The organism is Pseudomonas fluorescens (assembly GCF_000968015.1).
Classification (GTDB): Bacteria; Pseudomonadota; Gammaproteobacteria; order Pseudomonadales; family Pseudomonadaceae; genus Aquipseudomonas; species Aquipseudomonas fluorescens_W.
In genome coordinates this window covers 83,212-101,669 of the sequence record NZ_LACH01000016.1, presented here as the reverse complement: position 1 = coordinate 101,669, position 18,458 = coordinate 83,212, and the positions used below count along the sequence as shown (strand labels likewise).

12 protein-coding genes are annotated in these 18,458 nt (G+C 60.1%); 7 read left to right on the top strand and 5 right to left on the bottom strand.

Features of this window, described 5'->3' with window-relative positions:
* Positions 1-4: 4 nt before the first annotated feature.
* Complete coding sequence (locus VD17_RS09355) at positions 5-751, bottom strand: hypothetical protein (RefSeq protein WP_259674545.1); 747 nt, start codon at positions 749-751, stop codon at positions 5-7.
* A gap of 316 nt (positions 752-1,067) precedes the next feature.
* A complete protein-coding gene (locus tag VD17_RS09350; protein ID WP_046053589.1) occupies positions 1,068-1,493 on the bottom strand; it encodes a YciI family protein in 426 nt (141 codons plus the stop codon).
* A gap of 395 nt (positions 1,494-1,888) precedes the next feature.
* Between VD17_RS09350 and tpx the strand changes: the two genes are divergently transcribed.
* The 7 genes from tpx to VD17_RS09315 all read left to right on the top strand — a co-directional run bounded on the left by tpx (position 1,889) and on the right by VD17_RS09315 (position 14,801).
* Positions 1,889-2,389, top strand: a complete 501-nt coding sequence (tpx, locus tag VD17_RS09345) for a thiol peroxidase (RefSeq protein ID WP_033054703.1) — start codon at positions 1,889-1,891, stop codon at positions 2,387-2,389.
* A gap of 178 nt (positions 2,390-2,567) precedes the next feature.
* A complete protein-coding gene (locus tag VD17_RS09340) occupies positions 2,568-3,884 on the top strand; it encodes an MdtA/MuxA family multidrug efflux RND transporter periplasmic adaptor subunit (protein WP_046053588.1) in 1,317 nt (438 codons plus the stop codon).
* Complete coding sequence (locus VD17_RS09335; protein ID WP_046053587.1) at positions 3,881-6,985, top strand: MdtB/MuxB family multidrug efflux RND transporter permease subunit; 3,105 nt, start codon at positions 3,881-3,883, stop codon at positions 6,983-6,985. Before VD17_RS09340 ends, VD17_RS09335 begins: the two co-directional genes overlap by 4 nt.
* The gene (locus tag VD17_RS09330; protein ID WP_046053586.1) at positions 6,982-10,089 is read left to right on the top strand and encodes an efflux RND transporter permease subunit; all 3,108 of its coding nucleotides are present in this window, start codon (positions 6,982-6,984) and stop codon (positions 10,087-10,089) included. The genes VD17_RS09335 and VD17_RS09330 overlap by 4 nt, the downstream gene beginning before the upstream one ends.
* Positions 10,086-11,567, top strand: coding sequence for an efflux transporter outer membrane subunit (locus tag VD17_RS09325; protein WP_046053585.1), 1,482 nt, complete (start codon positions 10,086-10,088; stop codon positions 11,565-11,567). The genes VD17_RS09330 and VD17_RS09325 overlap by 4 nt, the downstream gene beginning before the upstream one ends.
* Positions 11,568-11,879: 312 nt before the next feature.
* A complete protein-coding gene (locus VD17_RS09320) occupies positions 11,880-13,961 on the top strand; it encodes a putative bifunctional diguanylate cyclase/phosphodiesterase (protein ID WP_046053584.1) in 2,082 nt (693 codons plus the stop codon).
* A 93-nt stretch (positions 13,962-14,054) separates the two neighbouring features.
* Complete coding sequence (locus VD17_RS09315; protein ID WP_046053583.1) at positions 14,055-14,801, top strand: SDR family oxidoreductase; 747 nt, start codon at positions 14,055-14,057, stop codon at positions 14,799-14,801.
* A gap of 164 nt (positions 14,802-14,965) precedes the next feature.
* Here the strand turns inward: VD17_RS09315 and mapR are convergent, their stop codons facing one another.
* The 3 genes from mapR to VD17_RS09300 all read right to left on the bottom strand — a co-directional run bounded on the left by mapR (position 14,966) and on the right by VD17_RS09300 (position 18,458).
* On the bottom strand, positions 14,966-16,375 hold the full coding sequence (gene mapR, locus VD17_RS09310; protein WP_046053582.1) for a GntR family transcriptional regulator MpaR: 1,410 nt from the start codon (positions 16,373-16,375) through the stop codon (positions 14,966-14,968).
* Positions 16,376-16,598: 223 nt separating this feature from the next.
* Complete coding sequence (gene ccoG / locus VD17_RS09305; RefSeq protein ID WP_046053581.1) at positions 16,599-18,029, bottom strand: cytochrome c oxidase accessory protein CcoG; 1,431 nt, start codon at positions 18,027-18,029, stop codon at positions 16,599-16,601.
* A 195-nt stretch (positions 18,030-18,224) separates the two neighbouring features.
* Positions 18,225-18,458 carry a DUF3203 family protein gene (locus VD17_RS09300; protein WP_046053580.1) on the bottom strand — a complete coding sequence of 78 codons (234 nt, stop codon included), beginning with the start codon at positions 18,456-18,458 and terminating at the stop codon, positions 18,225-18,227.

Below are 18,458 nucleotides of genomic sequence, written 5' to 3'. Positions count from 1 at the left end.
GTCCTTATTTGCCAAACGTGACGTTGATCCCGGCGAACAGCGTGAACTGCGGCAGGCCGTCGCCTTTGCGTTCCACGGTCCACTGAGGTTCGACGAATGCATTGAGGATATTGGAACCGGATTTCCACACTTTGCCGCCACCGAACCCGATGGGGATGTAGTGGGTGTCGTTTTTCAGGTCGAACGTCCAGGTGCCGGTCGAACGCAAATACCAACCTTTGGCCAGGTTATGCATGATGAAGGGCTGTATCGTCGCGGTTTCGACGTGGGGGCGATCATGGTCGCCAGCGAACGAGCTCTGGTATTGCACCAATGCGCCGAGCAGGCCGCGCGGCGATGAATCAATTGCAACGGCTGCCAGGCCGGCCTGCCATTTGCCGGTGCCCAGTTCGTCCTGATCGGCGGTGGGTGCAGTGATCTGCGGGCCGATGCCCAGCTGCACACCGTCGGTCTTGAGCAGAAAGATGTCGAAAATGTTCAGATCACCTACACCGGTGCTGTAGCCGCTGTTTGGGTCGGGGCGAGTGCTGATCGGCACGGTGGCGCGCAGCAATTGCGGCACACTAATAACGTCGCCGGGTGCAATGGGCAACGTGCCGCGCATCAGGAGGTCGTTGGTATGGGCATTGGTGTCGTAAAGCTTGGGCGTGTAGTAATCCTGAAGGTTGGCGCCGGGCGCCAGGTTCAGCGGGTTGTTACTTTTGTTGGCCGTCTCGGCGTTATCCGCGTGGGCATAAACGGCAGACGCCATTGATGCCGCCATTAGAAAGGCGTGTGCTCGCGCATTGTTCGACATGAATCCCCCGTTCCTTCGTGGCTCATTGGACTGCTCGGCACTTCTCGGCCGTTACTGCGAAATCTCTTTCCTATCAAGCCTGTAGGACACGTCTGTTGAAGCTAGCAGCTAACTCGGGGTTCGCCAGTCGAAGGGGAGGAATCTTTGGTTTTTTGTACACGTTTGCGTGAATTTATGTGTACTAAAAAGTTAATACGAAACAGAGGGTTGAAATCGATGGACTGCTAGTTGTGGCGAGAGGGCAAGCCCCTTCGCCACAATGATCCATTATTCAGGGCTTCTTCATCTGCGCACGCACCCATTCTTCCTGCTCCCGCAATTGCGGTGTGAACTCGTCCCCGAAATCTTCAGCCTCGAACACCTGGCGAATCTCGATCTCGGCGTCGGTGCCTGGCATCGGGTTGGGGCAGCGCTTGACCCACTCGATCGCTTCCTGTTTCGACTTCACGTTCCATATCCAATAGCCGGCGATCAGCTCCTTGGTTTCGGCGAACGGACCGTCGATCACCGTGCGCTTTTCACCCGAGAAACGCACGCGGGCGCCTTTGCTGCTGGGTTGCAGGCCATCGCACTCAATGAGGATGCCGGCTTTGACCAGTTCCTCGTTGTAGTTGCCCATCGCGGTCATCAGTTCCTCGCTGGGCATCACACCGGCCTCGGAATCCTGGCTGGCTTTCACAATGATCATGAATCGCATGGTCTTATCTCCGCTGGATGTGAGTGACTCACAGGCTAGTCGAATGGCCGTCGCTTAAATCGACAACGCTGGCTGCCTTTCGTCATGAACACCGGGTTGCGGCCGGTGAGGGCGGTACGCTGTACACCGACCGCGTGACTTTCTCCTGTGGGAGCGAGCTTGGTCTGGGCGGCATTCCGACGATAGCGGTGTACCAGTCGATATCCATATTGAATGTCAGTCAGCTATCGCGAGCGAGCTCGCTCCCACAGGTTTTTGTGTCGCTTGCGAGAGTTGTATCCAATTTAGGGGGCGACACTTCACAATTTGTATCTGGGCATAGGTCGTCGGGCCATTTCGTGGTTAACTTCGGCCTCTTCAAATTCTCTACAACAACGTTCAGAAGGACTCCGTTCATGGCTCAAGTCACTCTTAAAGGCTCCCCGGTTCAAGTCAACGGCCAACTGCCACAAGCCGGTTCCAAGGCGCCAGCCTTTTCCCTGGTTGCCGGCAATCTGTCTGACGTGACCCTGGCGAGCTTCGCCGGCAAGCGCAAAGTGCTGAACATCTTCCCAAGCGTCGATACCCCGACCTGCGCGACTTCGGTTCGCAAGTTCAACGCCCAGGCCAGTGATGTCGCCAACACTGTCGTGCTGTGCATCTCCGCTGACCTGCCGTTCGCTCAAGCTCGCTTCTGCGGCGCCGAAGGCCTGGAAAACGTACAGAACCTGTCGACCCTGCGCGGCGCCGAGTTCATCGAGAACTACGGTGTTGCCATCGCTGACGGCCCGCTCAAAGGCCTGACCGCCCGTGCCGTCGTGGTTCTGGACGAAAACGACAACGTTCTGCACAGCGAACTGGTCAAGGAAATCGCTGATGAACCGAACTACGAAGCGGCACTCGCTGTTCTGAAATAAGCGCGCTTTTACAATTGTTAACGGCCTGGCCCTGTCCAGGCCGTTTTCATTTGTGCTTCAGTGTCTTAGATAAATCTCCTGTTACGTAAGCCGAAGGTAAATTGCCGGTAAAGCCGCTTTGCTTAATGCCCGCCAGTGCTTATCGTTCAGCCTCCTGTAGAAGAAGCCCACGCGCCCAATGGTTGATCATTCCATGCAATCCTCCGTTTCCCGTAGTCCCCGTCGCTGGCTGTTTGGCCTGCTTGTCCTGTTGGTCATCGCTGGCCTGTGCTGGAAATTCTGGCCTGCCGGCACTGCCCAAAAAGAGGGCGCAGGGCAAAAAGCCGTTGCCGGGCATACCGGCAGGTCGGGGGGGATGCGTCCCGGTTTCGGCGGGGCGACCGGGCCTGTTCCAGTGCGTGTCGCACCAGCGGTCAAGGGCGACTTCCCGCTGTACTACAAGGCGCTGGGCACCGTGACGGCGTTGAACACCATTAATGTGCGCAGCCGCGTCGGTGGTGAGCTGATGAAGATCTCCTTCGAGGAAGGGCAGATGGTCAAGGCAGGCGATCTGCTGGCTGAAATCGACCCGCGTCCTTACCAGAACGCCTTGCTTCAGGCCGAAGGCACGTTGCTGCAGAACCAGGCACAACTGAAAAACGCCCAGGTCGATGTGGAACGCTATCGCGGCCTGTATCGCGAAGACAGTATCGCCAAGCAGACTCTGGACACCGCCGAAGCACTGGTGGGCCAGTATCAGGGCACGGTCAAAACCAATCAGGCGGCGGTCAACGACGCCAAGCTCAATCTGGAATTCACCAAGATCCGCGCCCCGATTGCCGGGCGTGTGGGCTTGCGTCAGCTGGATGTTGGCAACCTGGTGGCAGCCAACGACACCACCGCGCTGGTGATCATCACCCAGACCCAACCGATCAGCGTTGCCTTCACCTTGCCGGAAAACAGCCTGGACACCGTGCTGGCCCGTTATCGCACCGGCGCCAAACTGCCCGCCGAAGCCTGGGACCGTGGCGACACCAAGTTGCAGGCCACCGGCGTCTTGCAGAGCCTGGACAACCAGATCGACGTCACCACCGGGACCCTGAAATTCAAGGCTCGTTACGAGAACCGCGATCAGGCGCTGTTCCCGAATCAGTTCGTCAACGTCCACCTGCTGGCCGACACCCTCAAAGACGTGGTGCTCGCACCTTCGGCAGCAATTCAGTTCGGCACCAACGGTACGTTTGTCTACGCCCTGGACGGCGACAAGAAAGTCGCGATTCGTCAGTTGAAAGTCGGCGCCAGTGACGGTGAAAACACCGTGGTTACCGAAGGCCTGGCCCCTGGGGATCGCGTGGTCCTTGAAGGCACCGACCGCTTGAAGGAAGGCAGTGAAGTGGAAGTGGTCAACGACACCAAGGATGTACCGACCACCCCGACCGGGCACCTGCAAGGCAAATCGGCCGCCACGGCGCCTGACGCGACGACCACCGACAAGGCGAAAAAGGGCGGCGCATGAACATCTCGCGGCTGTTCATACTTCGCCCGGTCGCCACGACCCTGAGCATGCTGGCCATTATCCTGGCCGGCGTGATCGCCTATCGGCTGTTGCCGGTGTCGGCATTGCCTCAGGTCGATTACCCGACCATCCGCGTCATGACGCTGTATCCCGGTGCCAGCCCGGATGTCATGACCAGCGCCGTGACGGCGCCCCTTGAGCGTCAATTCGGGCAGATGCCCGGCCTGACCCAGATGGCCTCGACCAGTTCCGGCGGCGCTTCGGTGCTGACCCTGCGTTTCAGCCTCGACATCAACATGGACGTCGCCGAGCAGCAGGTGCAGGCGGCGATCAACGCCGCGACCAATTTGCTGCCCAAGGACCTGCCGGCGCCGCCGGTGTACAACAAGGTCAACCCGGCGGACACCCCGGTGCTGACGCTGGCCATCACCTCCAAGACCATGCTGCTGCCCAAGCTCAATGACTTGGTCGACACGCGCATGGCGCAGAAAATTGCCCAGATCAGCGGCGTCGGCATGGTCAGCATTGCCGGCGGCCAGCGTCAGGCCGTGCGGATCAAGGTCAACCCCGAGGCGCTGGCCGCCAATGGCTTGAACCTGTCGGACGTACGCACCTTGATCGGTGCGTCCAACGTTAACCAGCCCAAGGGCAACTTCGACGGCCCGACCCGGGTGTCGATGCTCGATGCAAACGATCAACTGACCTCGCCCAAGGACTACGCCAACCTGATTCTCGCCTACGCCAACGGCGCGCCGTTGCGGCTCAAGGACGTGGCGGAGATCGTCGATGGTGCGGAAAACGAACGTCTGGCGGCGTGGGCCAACGAAAACCAGGCCGTGCTGCTGAACATCCAGCGTCAGCCTGGCGCCAACGTCATCGAAGTGGTCGACCGGATCAAAGCCCTGCTGCCGAGCATCACCGACAACCTGCCGGCCGGTCTCGAAGTCACCGTGCTGACCGACCGCACCCAGACTATCCGCGCCTCGGTCACCGACGTGCAGCACGAACTGTTGATCGCCATTGCGCTGGTCGTGATGGTGACCTTCCTGTTCCTGCGTCGGGCCAGCGCTACGATCATTCCGTCGGTCGCGGTCCCACTGTCGCTGATCGGCACCTTCGGCGTGATGTACCTCGCGGGTTTCTCGGTCAACAACCTGACCCTGATGGCACTGACCATCGCCACCGGTTTCGTGGTGGACGATGCGATCGTCATGCTGGAGAACATTTCCCGATTTATCGAAGAGGGCGATAGTCCCCTGAATGCGGCGCTAAAGGGCGCCAAACAGATCGGCTTCACGCTGATCTCCCTGACCCTGTCGCTGATCGCAGTATTGATTCCTCTGCTGTTCATGGCCGACGTGGTAGGGCGGTTGTTCCGCGAATTTGCCATCACTCTGGCGGTGGCGATCCTGATTTCCCTGGTGGTGTCCCTGACCTTGACGCCGATGATGTGCGCGCGGCTGCTCAAACGTGAGCCGAAGGAAGAAGAACAGGGCCGTTTCTACCGGGCCAGCGGCGCTGCAATTGATTGGATGATCGCGGCTTACGGGCGCAAGTTAAAGTGGGTTCTCAAGCATCAACCGCTGACCCTGATGGTGGCCATCGGCACGCTGGCGTTGACCGTGTTCCTTTACATGGTGGTGCCCAAGGGCTTCTTCCCGGTGCAGGACACCGGGGTGATCCAGGGTATTTCCGAGGCACCGCAGTCGATTTCCTTTGCGGCGATGAGCGAACGTCAGCAGGAACTGGCCAAAGTGATCCTGGCGGATCCAGCGGTGGAGAGCCTGTCGTCCTACATCGGCGTCGACGGTGACAACTCGACGCTGAACAGCGGTCGTCTGCTGATCAACCTCAAATCTCACAGCAATCGCGATCTGAGCGCCACCGAGGTGATTGCACGTCTGCAACCGGAACTGGACAAGCTCCCCGGCATCCGCCTGTTCATGCAGCCGGTGCAGGACCTGACCATTGAAGACCGCGTCAGCCGCACTCAATACCAGTTCAGCATGTCGTCGCCGGACTCGGAGCTGCTGAGTCTGTGGAGCGGTCGTTTGGTGGACGCACTGTCCCAACGGCCGGAGCTGACCGACGTTGCCAGCGATTTGCAGGACAAGGGCTTGCAGGTCTATCTGGTGATTGACCGCGATGCGGCGTCGCGGGTCGGCGTGTCGGTGTCGAACATCACCGATGCGCTGTACGACGCCTTCGGTCAGCGGCAGATTTCCACCATCTACACCCAGGCCAGCCAATACCGTGTGGTGCTGCAATCGCAGTCGGGCGAGAGGATCGGCCCGGATGCGCTGAACCAGATTCACGTGAAAACCACTGACGGCGGGCAAGTGCGCCTGTCCAGTCTGGCGCATATCGAGGAGCGTCAGGCGCAACTGGCGATCACTCACATCGGTCAGTTCCCGGCGGTGATGATGTCCTTCAACCTCGCGCCCGGCGTGGCGCTGGGGCATGCAGTGCAGATCATCGACCAGGTGCAAAAGGACATCGGCATGCCGATTGGCGTGCAGACCCAGTTCCAGGGCGCGGCCGAGGCATTCCAGGCGTCGCTGTCGAGCACCTTGCTGCTGATTCTGGCGGCAGTGGTGACCATGTACATCGTGCTCGGCGTGCTCTACGAGAGCTACATCCACCCGATCACCATTCTCTCGACCTTGCCCTCTGCGGCGGTCGGCGCCTTGCTGGCGCTGCTGTTGAGCGGGAATGATCTGGGAATGATCGCGATCATCGGCATCATTTTGTTGATCGGTATCGTGAAAAAGAACGCGATCATGATGATCGACTTTGCCCTCGACGCTGAACGCAACCAGGGCATGGACCCGGAAACGGCGATTTATCAGGCGGCGCTGCTGCGTTTCCGGCCGATTCTGATGACCACACTGGCCGCGTTGTTCGGCGCGGTGCCTCTGATGCTGGCGACCGGTTCCGGCGCGGAGCTGCGTCAACCGTTGGGTCTGGTGATGGTGGGTGGTCTGCTGGTGAGTCAGGTCCTGACCTTGTTCACCACGCCGGTAATTTATCTGTACTTCGACCGCCTCGGTCGGCGCTGGGGTCGCAAGCCTGAAGCCGTGGAAGCGGCAGAACAGCCATGAACCTGTCCGGTCCTTTCATCAAGCGCCCGGTCGCGACGATGTTGCTGAGCCTGGCGATCCTGCTGCTGGGCGGCGTGAGCTTCGGCCTGTTGCCGGTGGCGCCGTTACCGCAGATGGATTTCCCGGTGATTGTGGTCCAGGCGAGTCTGCCCGGTGCAAGCCCTGAGGTCATGGCCTCGACCGTGGCCACGCCGCTTGAGCGTTCCTTCGGCGCCATCGCCGGGGTCAACACCATGAGCAGCCGCTCCAGCCAGGGCTCGACCCGGGTGATTTTGCAGTTTGACCTGGACCGCGACATCAACGGCGCGGCGCGGGAAGTGCAGGCGGCAATCAACGCCTCGCGCAATTTGCTGCCGAGCGGGATGCGCAGCATGCCGACCTACAAGAAGGTCAACCCGTCCCAGGCGCCCATCATGGTGCTGTCGCTGACCTCCGACGTGCTGGAAAAGGGCCAGCTCTACGATTTGGCCTCGACGATTCTGTCCCAGAGCCTGTCTCAGGTGCAGGGTGTCGGCGAAGTGCAGATCGGCGGCAGTTCCTTGCCGGCGGTGCGCATCGAACTCGAACCGCAGGCGCTCAACCAGTACGGCGTGGCGCTGGACGACGTGCGCAACACCATCGCCAACGCCAACGTGCGCAGGCCTAAGGGCTCGGTCGAAGACAGCCAACGGATGTGGCAGGTTCAGGCCAACGATCAACTCGAGAAAGCCAAGGATTACGAGTCGCTGATCATTCACTACGCCGACGGCGCGGCCCTGCGCCTGAAGGACGTGGCCAAGGTCAGCGACGGCGTCGAAGACCGCTACAACAGCGGCTTCTTCAACAACGACGCGGCGGTACTGTTGGTGATCAACCGTCAGGCCGGCGCCAACATCATCGAGACGGTCAACGAAATCAAAGCGCAACTGCCGGCGTTGCAGGCCGTGTTGCCGGCCAGCGTCAAACTGAACCTGGCGATGGACCGGTCGCCGGTGATCAAGGCGACCTTGCACGAAGCGGAAATGACCCTGCTGATTGCCGTGGCGCTGGTGATTCTGGTGGTGTTCCTGTTCCTCGGTAACTTCCGCGCCTCGTTGATTCCGACCCTTGCGGTGCCTGTGTCGCTGGTCGGCACCTTTGCGGTGATGTACCTCTACGGATTCTCCCTGAACAATCTGTCGCTGATGGCGCTGATTCTGGCCACCGGGCTGGTGGTGGACGACGCCATTGTGGTGCTGGAGAACATTTCCCGGCACATCGACGAAGGCGTGCCGCCGATGAAGGCCGCGTACCTCGGGGCGCAGGAAGTCGGCTTCACCTTGCTGTCGATGAACGTCTCACTGGTGGCCGTGTTTCTGTCGATCCTGTTCATGGGCGGGATCGTCGAAAGCCTGTTTCGCGAGTTTTCCATCACGTTGGCGGCGGCCATCGTGGTGTCGCTGGTGGTCTCGCTGACGCTGACACCGATGCTCTGCGCCCGCTGGCTCAAACAGCACACGCCGGGTCAGGAAAACCGTTTGCAACGCTGGAGTCAGCGTGCCAACGAGTGGATGGTCGGCAAATACGCGACAAGTCTTGACTGGGTGTTGCGTCACCGCCGGTTGACCTTGCTTAGTCTGCTCGTGACAGTCGGCGTTAACATTGCACTGTATGTTGTTGTTCCTAAAACATTTATGCCTCAGCAGGACACTGGCCAGCTGATTGGTTTCGTGCGCGGCGACGACGGGCTGTCATTCAGTGTGATGCAGCCGAAAATGGAAATCTTCCGCCGTGCCGTGCTCAAGGATGACGCGGTGCAAAGCGTCGCCGGCTTCATCGGCGGCACCAACGGCACCAACAATGCCTTCATGCTGGTGCGGCTGAAGCCGATCAAGGAACGCAACATTTCTGCGCAAAAGGTCATTGAACGGCTGCGCAAGGAAATGCCCAAGGTCGCTGGTGCGCAGTTGATGCTGATGGCCGATCAGGACCTGCAGTTTGGTGGCGGTCGTGAACAGACCTCCTCGCAGTATTCCTACATCCTGCAAAGCGCCGACCTTGGCGAGTTGCGCGAGTGGTATCCGAAAGTGGTGACTGCGCTCAAGGCCTTGCCGGAGCTGACGGCGATTGACGCCCGTGAAGGGCGTGGTGCCCAACAGGTGACCCTGATCGTCGACCGTGATCAGGCCAAACGCCTGGGTGTCGACATGGACATGGTCACCGCGGTGCTGAACAACGCTTACAGCCAGCGGCAAATTTCGACGATTTACGACAGCCTTAACCAGTATCAGGTGGTCATGGAGGTCAATCCGAAATATGCCCAGGACCCGATCACCCTCAAACAGGTTCAGGTGATCACCGCTGACGGCGCGCGGATTCCGCTCTCGACCATCGCGCATTACGAAAACAGCCTGGAAGACGACCGCGTCAGCCATGAAGGCCAGTTCGCCTCCGAGAGCATTTCCTTCGACATGGCCGAAGGCGTGACGGTGGAGCAGGGCACAGCAGCCATCGAGCGGGCCATCGCCAAACTGGGTATGCCGGAAGACGTGATCGTGAAAATGGCGGGCACCGCCGACGCCTTCGCCGCCACCCAGAAGAGCCAGCCGTTCATGATTCTCGGTGCGCTGGTGGCGGTGTATCTGGTGCTGGGTGTGCTGTATGAAAGCTACATTCATCCGCTGACGATTCTGTCGACCTTGCCGTCGGCCGGGGTTGGCGCGTTGCTGTCGATCTATGCGCTGGGCGGTGAGTTCAGCCTGATCTCGCTGCTCGGGCTGTTCTTGTTGATCGGGGTAGTGAAGAAAAACGCCATTCTGATGATCGACCTGGCCTTGCAGCTGGAGCGACATCAGGGCATGGCGCCGCTGGAGTCGATTCGCAGCGCCTGCCTGCAACGTCTGCGGCCGATTCTGATGACCACCCTGGCGGCGATCCTCGGCGCGTTGCCGTTGCTGCTGAGCCGCGCCGAAGGTGCCGAAATGCGTCAGCCGCTGGGCCTGACCATCATTGGCGGGCTGATCTTCAGCCAGGTGCTGACCCTTTACACCACCCCGGTGGTTTACCTCTATCTCGACAAACTGCGCCATCGCTTCAACCACTGGCGTGGGGTGCGTACCGATGCTGCTCTGGAAACTCCGCTATGACTGACCGTTCGCTTATCACTCTGGCTGCACCGCTGGTAACGGCCCGAGGCTCGCGTTTGTTGAGCCTGGCGCTGTGCGTGGCGATGCTCAGCGCCTGCGCCATCGGCCCGGATTACCAGCGCCCGCAAGCGGCTGCGCCGGCGCAATACAAGGAAGCGGCAGGCTGGCGTCAGGCCAATCCAGGCGATTCCCTGGCACGCGGCGCGTGGTGGGAGTTGTATGGCGATCGGCAGCTCAATGGCCTGGTTGAAAAACTCAACAGTTCCAACCAGACCGTCGCGCAATCCGAAGCCCAGTACCGTCAGGCCCAGGCCTTGGTGCGCAGTGCCCGTGGCGCGTTTTTCCCGACTGTGGACCTGACCGTCGGGAAAAACCGCTCCAGCCAGGGCACCGGCAGCAGCAGTTCGAGCCTGACCAGTTCTTCCAGCGGGATTCGTGACACTTACACCGCACAGGCCGGAGTCAGTTGGGAGGCCGACGTTTGGGGCAAGCTGCGCCGAGGCCTTGAAGCCGACACCGCCAATGCCGAGGCGAGTTTTGCCGATCTGGCGGCGATGCGCTTGAGTCAGCAGTCGGAACTGGTGCAGAACTATCTGCAACTGCGCGTGATCGACGAGCAGAAACGCCTGCTTGAGGCGACGGTCGAGGCCTATCAGCGCTCGCTGACAATGACTGAAAACCAGTACCGCGCCGGTGTCTCCGGCAAGGATGCAGTGGCGCAGGCCCAGACTCAGCTCAAAACCACCCAGGCTGACATGGTTGATTTGATCTGGCAGCGTGCTCAATTCGAGAACGCCATTGCCGTACTGATCGGGCTAGCGCCGGCCGAGTTCAGCCTGGCTGAAACCAAAGACATCCCTGCGTTGCCCGAGATACCGCTGAGCCTGCCTTCGCAATTGCTCGAGCGCCGCCCGGACATCGCCTCCGCCGAACGTTCGGTGATGGCGGCCAATGCCAACATCGGTGTGGCCAAGGCGGCCTATTACCCGGACTTCACCCTGAGTCTGAACGGTGGTTACAGCAGCAGCACCTCTTCCAACTGGTTCAGCGTGCCGAACCGCTTCTGGTCGGTCGGGCCGCAATTGGCCATGACCTTGTTCGACGGCGGTCAGCGCTCCGCGGAAGTCGACCGCAGCGAAGCGGCCTACGATGAAACAGTGGCCAAGTACCGCCAGACCGTGCTCGATGGCTTCCGTGAAGTGGAAAACTACCTGGTGCAGCTCAAGGTCCTGGAAGACGAAGCGGGCGTGCGCCAGGAAGCATTGGATGCGGCGCGTGAATCCTTGCGTCTGACCCAGAACCAGTACAAGGCCGGTGTGATCGCTTACCTGGGCGTGGTGGTCGTTCAGGCCACCGCGTTGAACAATGAACGCAGCGTGCTGAGCCTGTTGCAGAGCCGGTTGATTGCCAGTGTGCAGTTGATCGCAGCATTGGGTGGTGGCTGGGATGGGGCGCTGCAAGTGAGCGAAAACAAATAACCCCGCCCGCCCAAAACTCTGTAGGCCTGTAGGAGCTGTCGAGTGAAACGAGGCTGCGATCTTTTGATCCTGATCTCTTAAAAGCAAGATCAAAAGATCGCAGCCTCGTTTCACTCGACAGCTCCTACAGGCCCCTCAGTCCCACAGGTATGCGTGGTGTTTTAGAGTCTTTGCGCACGATCAAACAAGCGTTTCATCGACTTGATGGCCATTTGCTTATTTTGTCAGTGCGTTCTTTTGCGCAATCAGTACAATCGCCCGATTTGCCCCCCGAGAATGGAAGCAGTACGGAGGGCTGTCGCGAGTAGTCTCATGCTTATCGGTAGCTATTCCCCCACGCTGGTTGTCATCTCGCTTTTTGTGGCGATTCTCGCCTCCTATACTGCGCTCGACCTGACCGAACGCATCTCCACGGCCAAGGGCCGGGCCGTGCATTTATGGACGGCGGGCGGCGCCTTTGCCATGGGGGTTGGCGTGTGGTCGATGCATTTCATCGGCATGCTCGCGTTCAAATTGCCCATCGACCTCGGTTATGACATCGGCATCACGCTGCTGTCTCTGCTGATTGGCGTCCTGTCCTGCGGCTTTGCCCTGTGGCTGGTCAGCCAGCCACAATTGCCAGCCTGGCAACTGGCATTCGGCGCGCTGGTCATGGGTTCCGGGATCAGTGCCATGCACTACACCGGCATGGCCGCCATGCGCATGCAGCCGGGTATCGATTACGATCCGACGCTATTTGGTGCCTCGCTGCTGATCGCCGTAGTCGCCTCGGGCGCCGCGTTGTGGATCGCTTTCCGCCTGCGCCAGCACACACCTTATGTCGGCCTGATCCGTGGCGGTGCGGCGGTGATCATGGGGTTCGCGATCGTCGGCATGCACTACACCGGCATGGCGGCGGCGCGGTTCCCGGATGGCAGTTTCTGTGGCGCGGCCGTCAGCGGCTTGAACGGCAAGGGCCTGGACAATCTGGTGCTGATCACCACCCTGGCAGTGTTGAGCCTGGCCTTGTTGACCTCGATCCTCGATGCACGCCTCGAGGCCCGCACCGCAGGCCTTGCCCACTCATTGACCGAGGCCAACCGCGAACTGACTCAACTGGCCCTGCATGACACCCTGACCGGCCTGCCGAATCGCGTGTTGCTGGCTGACCGCATCGATCAGGCGATGTCCATGGTGCAGGAGCAGGGCGGTTGTTTCGCGTTGATGTTCATCGATCTGGACGGTTTCAAACCGGTCAACGATGCCTTCGGTCACCATATGGGCGATCTGTTGTTGCGTGAGGTCGGCTTGCGCCTGCGCGAGGATTTGCGCAGCCAGGACACCCTGGCACGGATCGGCGGTGATGAGTTCGTATTGCTGGTGCAACTCGGCGAGCAGAATGACGCATTGAACCTGGCGGCCCGTCAGGTCGGGCTGATCGGGCGTTCGTTCCGGGTCGGCGAACATGACTTGCAGATTTCCGCCAGCGTCGGCATCGCTATATACCCGGGCAACGGTGAAACCGCCGAGGAATTGCTGATGAACGCTGACGCGGCGATGTACCACGCCAAGGGCGCCGGGAAAAACGGCTACAGCTTCTTCGATGCCTCGATGAACAGCAACGCGCGCAAACAGCTGCAGTTATTGCAGGATTTGCGTATCGCCATTGATCAGCAGCAATTCAGTCTCTATTACCAACCCAAGTTCGACGCCAACAATGGCCGACCGGTCGGTGCCGAGGCGCTGTTGCGCTGGGAGCATCCGACTCAGGGCATGCTGTTGCCGGACAAGTTCATCGAACTGGCGGAAAAGACCGGGCTGATCATTCCAATTGGCGAATGGGTGCTCAACGAAGCCTGCCGTCAGATGCGCGAGTGGTACGTGCTCGGGTACACCGACTGGCGCATCGCGGTGAACCTTTCAGCCTTGCAGTTCTGCCACGCGGGCCTGGTCCAGAGCGTCGCCAAAGCCTTGGCCACTCACCATTTGCCGGCCAACAGCCTGACCCTCGAGATCACAGAAACCACCGCCATGAGCGATGCCGATGCGAGCATGACGGTGCTTCAGGAGTTGTCGACAATGGGTGTCGACCTGTCGATCGACGACTTTGGCACCGGCTATTCGAGCTTGATGTACCTCAAACGCCTGCCGGCTAACGAACTGAAGATCGACCGGGGTTTTGTCCGCGACCTGGAGCGTGACAGCGATGACGCCGCCATCGTTTCCGCCATCGTCGCCCTCGGTCAGGCGCTAGGGTTGCGGATCGTCGCCGAAGGGGTGGAGACCGACTCGCAGCAAGACTTCCTGACGCAACTCGGTTGTGATTCGCTGCAGGGTTATCTGCTCGGGCACCCGCTGCCGGCCGAACGCTTCATGGTCGATATTCTGCGTGCAGAGCAATTGGCGGTGAGTTGAGAACAATGTGATTGATGTGAGCCCATGCAAAAGCCGCCGATGACGGTTATTCTTGGCCCCGACTGCTAACGCTTGGAACGGGGGACATTTCGCATGGACAAAGTCATCGTCATCACTGGCGGCAGCCGCGGCATCGGTGCCGCCACCGCCCTGTTGGCCGCCGAACAAGGCTATCGGATCTGCATCAACTACCAGGCCGACGAATCCGCTGCGCAAACTGTGCTGGAACAAGTCCGCGCCCTCGGCGCCCAAGCCATCGCGGTGCGCGCCGACGTCAGCATCGAAGACGAAGTGATCGCGCTGTTCCACCGCGTGGACACTGAGTTGGGTCGGGTCACTGCACTGGTGAACAACGCCGGCACCGTCGGGCACAAGTCGCGGATCGATGAAATGTCTGAATTCCGTATTCTCAAAATCCTCAGGACCAACGTCCTGGCGCCGATCCTCTGCGCCAAACACGCGATCCTGCGCATGTCGCCCAAGCATGGCGGGCAGGGTGGCAGCATCGTTAACGTGTCCTCGGTGGCCTCACGCCTGGGCGCGCCAAATGAATACGTCGATTACGCCGCCTCCAAAGGTGCGCTGGATACCTTCACCATCGGCCTGTCCAAAGAAGTGGCCGGCGAAGGCATCCGCGTCAACGCGGTGCGTCCTGGTTACATCTTTACCGATTTCCACGCATTGAGCGGTGACCCGGATCGGGTCAGCAAGCTGGAGTCGGCGATTCCGATGGCTCGGGGCGGGCGTCCGGAAGAGGTGGCTGAGGCGATTGTGTGGTTGCTGTCGGACAAGGCCTCCTATGCGACCGGGACATTTGTTGATCTTGGCGGCGGGCGTTAACTTATAGATTCGTTGTTGTCTGATCTGGCCTCTTCGTCGGAACGCCGCCCGGAGCAAGCTCGCTCCCACAGGGATTGGTGTTGTTCACAATTATTGTGTTCACATCTATCCAATGTGGGAGCGAGCTTGCTCGCGAAGGCGCCAGCGATGACGCCATCAAACCCTCAGAACGACCGCACAATCCGGCCCAGCGTCTCCATCGCCTTCTCGGCAGTCTCATCCCAGGGGCTGCCGTAATTCAGCCGGATACAATTCCTGAAGCGCTGGGTCGGTGAAAAAATCGGCCCGGGCGCAATGCTGATCCCTTGTGCCAACGCCATCTGAAACAACTTCAGCGAATCCATCTGCGGTGGCAATTCCAGCCACAGGAAATAGCCGCCGGCCGGTTGACTGACGCGGGTTTGCGCCGGGAAGTACCGCGCGATAGCAGCGAGCATGGCGCTTTGCTGTTCTTCAAGGGCATACCGCAGTTTTCGCAGGTGCCGGTCGTAGCCACCGTGTTGCAGGTAATCGGCAATGGCTGCCTGGGCGGGCATCGACGCGCACAGCGACGTCATGAGTTTCAGCCGTTCGATCTTCTGCGCATAGCGCCCGGCGGCGACCCAACCGATGCGGTAGCCGGGAGCCAGGCTTTTGGCGAACGAACCGCAATGCATCACCAGTCCTTCAGTATCAAAAGACTTGGCCGGTTTCGGCGCCTGTTGGCCGTAATAGAGTTCGGCGTAGACATCGTCCTCGATCAACGGCACTTGATGGCTGCGCAATAGCTCAACCAGTTCCTGTTTCTTCGCCTCGGGCATCGTCGCGCCCATCGGGTTCTGGAAACTGGTCATGCACCAGACCACCTTGATCGGGTGTCGTGCCAGGGTTTGCGCGAGTACGCCAAGGTCGATGCCATCGCGCGGATGCACAGGGATTTCCACGGCTTTGAGCTTCAGCCGTTCCAGTATTTGCAGGCAGGCGTAGAACGCCGGGGCTTCGATGGCCACCAGATCGCCGGGCTCGGTGACCGCTTGCAGGCACAGGTTCAGCGCTTCCAGTGCGCCGTTGGTAATCAGCAGTTCTTCCATGGGCAGCATCAGCCCGCCGACCATGTAGCGCAGGGCAATTTGTCGACGCAGTTGCGGGTTGCCCGGCGACATGTCGGTGACGACCATGCGCGGGTCCATCTCGCGGGCGGCGCTGGCCAGGGAGCGCGACAGGCGCTGCAACGGGAACAGGGTCGGGCTGGGGAAGGCCGAGCCGAAGGGCACGGTGTTCGGGTCCTTGATCGAGTCGAGGACCGAGAACACCAGTTCGCTGACGTCGACTTCGGTGGACTCGTTGACCTGGCTGCTGATCACCGGCTCCGAGAACGGGCTCGGCGCGTGCGTGTTGACGAAGTAGCCGGAGCGCGGGCGAGCGCGGATCAGACCGCGGCGTTCGAGCAGGTAGTAGGCCTGGAACACCGTGGACGGGCTGACCCCGTAGGTCTGGCTTGCGTAGCGCACCGACGGCACGCGCTGGCCGGGGGCGAGAACACCGGAGCGGATCAGTTCAGCGATGTCGTCGGCGAATTTTTCGTAGCGTTTCATCGGGGGCCTTGTTGCCTGGGGTTTTTGTTGGGTGTCAGGGATATCCGCCCCTCACCCTAACCCTCTCCCCAGAGGGGCGAGGGGACTGACCGAGGTGTTTGTTCAAATTACTGCGACCTGAAATATTTAGTCGAACTCAGGTTTTGAAAGGCTTGAAGATCTGCTCCCTTTCCCCCTCTCCCCTCTGGGGAGAGGGCTGGGGTGAGGGGTGGATTCTAAGGGATCAACGATTCATCGGCGCAACAAACCGGCTCTTCGCCACGCTATAAATCTCTGGCTCATCGCTGTCGACAATCTTGAAGCTGATCGTCTGCGAGCTGCTGCTCGGCCGTTCCGTGGTCATTGCCACCGACACCGGCACATCCACAATCTCGCCCGGTGCCAGGCTCAGTTCGGTCTTGCCTTGCAGCAGGAAGCCGTCGCCATCGACCAGGGTCAGACGGTAATCCTGACGTTGCTGGGTCTTGTTGATGACTTTCAGGCTATAGATGTTTTCGATCTGCCCCTGACTGTTTTCGCGGAACAGGCCACGGTCCTTGCTCACGTCCAGCGACACCATCGGCCGCTCCACCAGCGCCAGGGCAAGCGCACCGATCATCACCAGCAGGACCGCGGTGTAGCCGATCAAGCGCGGCCGCAACAAATGAGTCTTGCCACCCTGCAATTGATGCTCCGAGGTGTAGCTGATCAGCCCACGGGCATAGCCCATTTTGTCCATGATCGAATCACAGGCGTCGATACACGCGGCGCAACCGATGCATTCCATCTGCAAGCCGTCGCGGATGTCGATACCGGTCGGGCAGACCTGCACGCACACCTGGCAGTCGATGCAATCACCGAGGCCGACTTCAGCCGGTGCCACGTCACGTTTGCGCGGGCCACGGTTTTCGCCACGGGCCACGTCGTAGGAAATGGTCAGGGTGTCTTTGTCGAACATCACGCTCTGGAATCGCGCATAAGGACACATGTGCATGCACACCGCTTCACGCAGCCAACCGGCGTTGATGTAGGTCGCGCCGGTAAAGAACAGCACCCAGAACAGGCTGACGCCGCCCATCTGCAAGGTCAGCAGTTCTACAGCCAGCGGCCGGATCGGGGTGAAATAGCCGACAAAAGTCAGGCCGGTCAACAGGCTGATGGCCAGCCACAAGGTGTGCTTGGCCGAGCGGCGGATCAGTTTGTTCAGGCCCCAGGGTGCGGCTTGCAGCTTGATCCGCTGGTTGCGTTCGCCTTCGGTGAGCTTCTCGCACCACATGAAGATCCAGGTCCAGGAACTCTGTGGGCAGGTGTAACCGCACCAGACTCGCCCGGCGAACACGGTGATCGCAAACAGGCCGAACGCGGCAATGATCAGCAACGCCGACAGCAGGATGAAATCCTGCGGCCAGAAGGTTGCGCCGAAGATGTGGAATTTGCTTTCGGAAAGATCCCAGAGCACCGCCTGGCGGCCGCCCCAGTTCAACCACACCGTGCCGAAAAACAGCAAAAACAGAAACCCCGCACCACTCATGCGCAGGGTGCGGAATAAACCGGTGAAGCTGCGGGTGTGGATCAGGTTGTCGCTGGACTTGGCCTTCATCTTTGGACGCGAAGGCTCATAGCTCTGCACCAGCGGGGCACTTTCAACAATTCGGACGGGGATTCTATCGCTCATGGTCTTTCGCTCATCAGCCTCCATCAGGCATGAGCACTATGAGCGGCGATCTGTTTGCATAACAGACTCACCTATTGCAATAAAAAGCGGATCAGATGGGCGTTGATCCGCTGCCTGCGACAAGTTGATGCACCCGCTGCAGCGGGACGCAGGCGCCTGTATCAAGCGTCTGCGGGGGTTGTTGATCCGGGTCAGTCAAATCACCGAATCACTGTCGGTGGCCTTCAAATGCTTACGCCCGTCGACTGCGCCTGCTACGGTCAATGCGTCGGCTTCTGCTTCGGTAATGTAGAAGCGCTGGCCATTGAGCTCCACCGCCGACATGGCTTTTTCCGAGTCGGTAATGATGGTGACGTCGGGACACAAACGAATTTCCTCGCCGGTCTCGGTAATGAAGAAGCAGGTCTGGTTTTCGATGCGCACAGTCAT